The organism is Streptomyces sp. NPDC044704 (assembly GCF_056433525.1).
Genome location: NZ_JBWKGY010000044.1, coordinates 1 through 4,112, shown reverse-complemented (window position 1 = coordinate 4,112; position 4,112 = coordinate 1). Strand labels below are relative to the sequence as shown.

Here is a 4,112-nt window from a genome sequence, read left to right as displayed (position 1 = left end):
GTGACGGGTGCGAGTGGTTCGCTGGGCGGGCTGTTCGCGCGTCATCTGGTCGCTGAGCACGGTGTGCGGCGTCTGCTGCTGGTGAGCCGTCGTGGTGAGGGCGATTCGGGGCTGACGGCTGAGCTTTCGGCCCTGGGTGCCGAGGTGTCGTGGGCGGCGTGTGATGTGGCCGACAGGGAATCGTTGAAGGCCGTACTGGCCGGTGTTCCGGTGGAGCACCCGTTGTCGGCTGTGGTGCACACGGCCGGTGTGCTGGATGACGGTGTGGTCGGTTCGCTCACGGCCGAGCGGCTGTCGGCCGTTCTGCGTCCGAAGGTGGACGCGGCCTGGAACCTCCACGAACTGACCCGGGATCTGGATCTGTCGGCGTTCGTGCTGTTCTCTTCGGCCGCCGGTGTGTTCGGTGGCGCCGGTCAGGCCAACTACGCCGCGGCGAACACCTTCCTGGACGCCCTCGCCGCCCACCGCAGGGCTGAGGGTCTGACGGGTGCCTCCCTGGCCTGGGGTTTGTGGGCCGAAGTCGGCGGTATGGGTGACGCACTCGACGCCGAGGACGTGTCGCGTCTGGGCCGTGGCGGCGTGAACGCGCTCTCGCCGGAGACCGGCCTCGCGCTGTTCGACGCGGCCGCGCGCACGAACGACCCGCTTCTCGTACCGGTGAAGCTGGACCTCGCCGCACTGCGGGCCCAGGCGGGCAGCGGGATGCTTCCGCCGCTGCTGTCCGGGCTGGTGCGGATGCCGGCACGTCGTGCGGCCCGGGGTGGTGCCGCCGGTGGTGCCTTCGCCCGGCAGGTTGCCGCGCTGGCTCGGGACGAACAACCGGGTGCAGTACTGGCGTTGGTGCGCGGTCAGGTGGCTGCGGTCCTCGGTTTCGCCGGGCCCGAAGCGGTGGATCCGGCGCGCTCGTTCAGCGAGGTCGGCTTTGACTCCCTGACCGCCGTCGAACTCCGCAACCGCCTCGGAGCGATCACGGGTGTGCGCCTGCCCGCCACCCTCGTCTTCGACTACCCGACCCCCACCGCCCTGTCGGAGTACCTCCACGCGGAACTGCTCGGCGGTCAGGAGGCGGCCGCCACTGCGGTCGCCTCCACCCTTCACGATGACGAGCCGATCGCGATCGTCGCGATGGCCTGTCGGTTCCCCGGCGGTGTCCGCTCTCCCGAGGACCTGTGGAGTCTCGTACTGGAGGGCAGGGACGCGATCGCCGGCATGCCGGAAGACCGCGGCTGGGACCTCGACGGCCTCTTCGACCCCGATCCCGACCGTCAGGGGACCAGCTACAGCACGACCGGCGGATTCCTTTACGACGCGCACCACTTCGATCCGACGTTCTTCGGGATCTCCCCGCGCGAGGCCCTTGCGACCGACCCGCAGCAGCGGCTGTTGCTGGAGACCTCGTGGGAGGCGTTCGAGCGGGCCGGGATCGACCCGGCGACCGTGCGGGGCAGCCGGACGGGTGTGTTCGCCGGTGTCATGTACAACGACTACGGCACTCTTCTCCACCGGGCGCCCGAGGGCCTCGAAGGCTACATGGGCACCTCCAGCTCGGGCAGTGTCGCCTCGGGACGCGTCTCCTACACCTTCGGTCTCGAAGGTCCGGCCGTCACCGTCGACACCGCCTGCTCGTCTTCTCTCGTCACACTCCACCTGGCCGCCCAGGCACTCCGCAGCGGCGAATGCGATCTCGCACTCGCCGGCGGCGTCACCGTCATGGCTACCCCGGGAACGTTCATCGCCTTCAGCCGACAGCGCGGTCTCGCGACCGACGGCCGTTGCAAGCCCTTCGCGGCCGCCGCCGATGGCACCGCGTGGGGTGAGGGCGTCGGCATGCTCCTCGTGGAGCGGCTGTCGGACGCCCGCGCCAAGGGCCACCCGGTCCTGGCCGTCCTCCGGGGCTCGGCGATCAACCAGGACGGCGCCAGCAACGGCCTGACCGCGCCCAACGGCCCGTCCCAGCAGCGCGTGATCCGCCAGGCCCTCGCCAACGCCGGCCTGTCGGCCGCCGAGGTGGACGTGGTCGAGGCGCACGGCACCGGCACGACCCTCGGAGACCCGATCGAAGCCCAGGCACTGCTGGCCACGTACGGGCAGGACCGCCCGGCCGACCAGCCGCTCCTGCTCGGATCCATCAAGTCGAACATGGGCCACACCCAGGCCGCCGCCGGTGTCGCGGGCATCATCAAGATGGTCCAGGCCATGCGCCACGGCATCCTGCCCCAGACCTTGCACGTGGACCAGCCCACCCCCCACGTCGACTGGGCGGACGGCGCGGTGTCGCTGCTCACGGAGTCGGTTCCGTGGCCGGAGACCGGCCGCCCGCGGCGCGCGGGCGTGTCGTCGTTCGGCATCAGCGGCACCAACGCCCACACCATCATCGAGCAGGCCCCGGACGAGCCCGGCGCGCCGGCTGCGGAGTCCGTCCTGCCGGTGCTGCCGTACGTGCTGTCCGCGAAGTCCGCAGACGCGCTGCGGGACCAGGCGGCCCGTCTGCGGGCCCACCTGGAGGGCACGCCCGAGGCCGGTTCGGCGGATGTGGCCCGTTCACTGGCCACGGCGCGTGCCGCGTTCGACCACCGTGCGGTGCTCGTGGCGGGGGACCGGGAGGAGCTGCTGCGCGGCCTGACCGCGCTGGAGAGCGGCGATCCGGCCCCTGCCGGGATCACCCAGGGCGTCGTGGGCGCGGCCGGGGCCGGAAAGCTGGCCTTCCTGTTCACGGGGCAGGGCAGCCAGCGCCCGGGCATGGGCCGGGAACTGTACGACACCTACCCGGTGTTCGCCTCCGCCCTGGACGAGGTGTGTGCGCGATTCGCCCCCGAACTGCCACTGATGGATGTGGTGTTCGGAGCAGACGCCGGTCTGCTGGACCGCACGGAACACGCCCAGCCGGCGCTGTTCGCGATCCAAGTCGCCCTGTTCCGCCTGCTGGAGTCGTGGGGCGTGCGGCCGGACTTCCTGTCCGGGCATTCGATCGGCGAGATCGCGGCCGCGCACGTGGCCGGTGTCCTTTCGCTGGAGGACGCGTGCGTGCTGGTCGCGGCGCGCGGCCGGTTGATGCAGGCGCTGCCGTCGGGCGGTGTGATGATCGCCCTCCAAGCTTCCGAGGATGAGGTCCTGCCGCTGCTGACGGACCGGGTGAGTGTGGCCGCGGTCAACGGCCCGCGTGCGGTGGTGATCGCCGGTGACGAGGACGCGGCGATGGCGGTCGCGGGGTCGTTCCCCGGCCGCAAGAGCAAGCGCCTCACGGTCAGCCACGCCTTCCACTCGCCACACATGGACGGCATGCTGGACGACTTCCGCCGGGTGGTGGAGGGACTGTCCTTCGCCGCTCCGCGCATCCCGGTCGTGTCGAACCTGACCGGTGCTCTGGTGTCGGACGAGATGGGTTCGGCGGAGTTCTGGGTACGGCACGTCCGCGAAGCGGTCCGTTTCCTCGACGGGGTCCGCACGCTGGAAGCCGCCGGAGTGACGACGTACCTCGAACTCGGTCCGGACGGCGTCCTCTCGGCGATGGCCCAGGACTGCCTGACCCTGACCGAGGACACCACCGCGAACGCCCGCTTCGCGCCCGCCCTCCGGGCCGGCCGCGCCGAACCCGAAACCCTGAACACCGCCCTCGCCCACGCCCACAGCCACGGCGCGACCGTGGACTGGGAGGCGTACTTCGCCGGCACGGGTGCACGAACCGTCGACCTGCCCACCTACGCCTTCCAGCACCAGCGGTACTGGCTCGACATCAGCGCGTTCGGCGGGGACGTCACCACCGCGGGATTCAGGTCGGCCGATCATCCGCTGCTGGGTGCCTCGGTGGCCCTGGCTGACGCGGAGGGGCTGCTCCTCACGGGTCGGCTGTCGTTGGCGACCCACCCTTGGCTCGCGGACCACATGGTTATGGGATCCGTACTGCTTCCGGGTACGGCTTTCGTGGAGTTTGCGCTGCGGGCGGGTGAGCAGGTCGGTTGTGCTCTGGTGGATGAGCTGACGCTGGCTGCGCCGTTGGTGCTGCCGGAGGACGGTGGTGTGGAGCTTCAGATTGCGGTTGCGGCGCCTGATGTGTCGGGTCGGCGGTCTGTTGTCTTCCATTCGCGTGATGACCGTGCGGATGAGGGTGAGCC

General features: G+C 70.9%; 1 protein-coding gene. It reads left to right on the top strand.

Going from position 1 to position 4,112, the window contains the following annotated elements:
• On the top strand, positions 1–4,112 hold a 4,112-nt coding region (locus AC07B0_RS40245), incomplete at both ends, for a type I polyketide synthase (protein WP_478900589.1).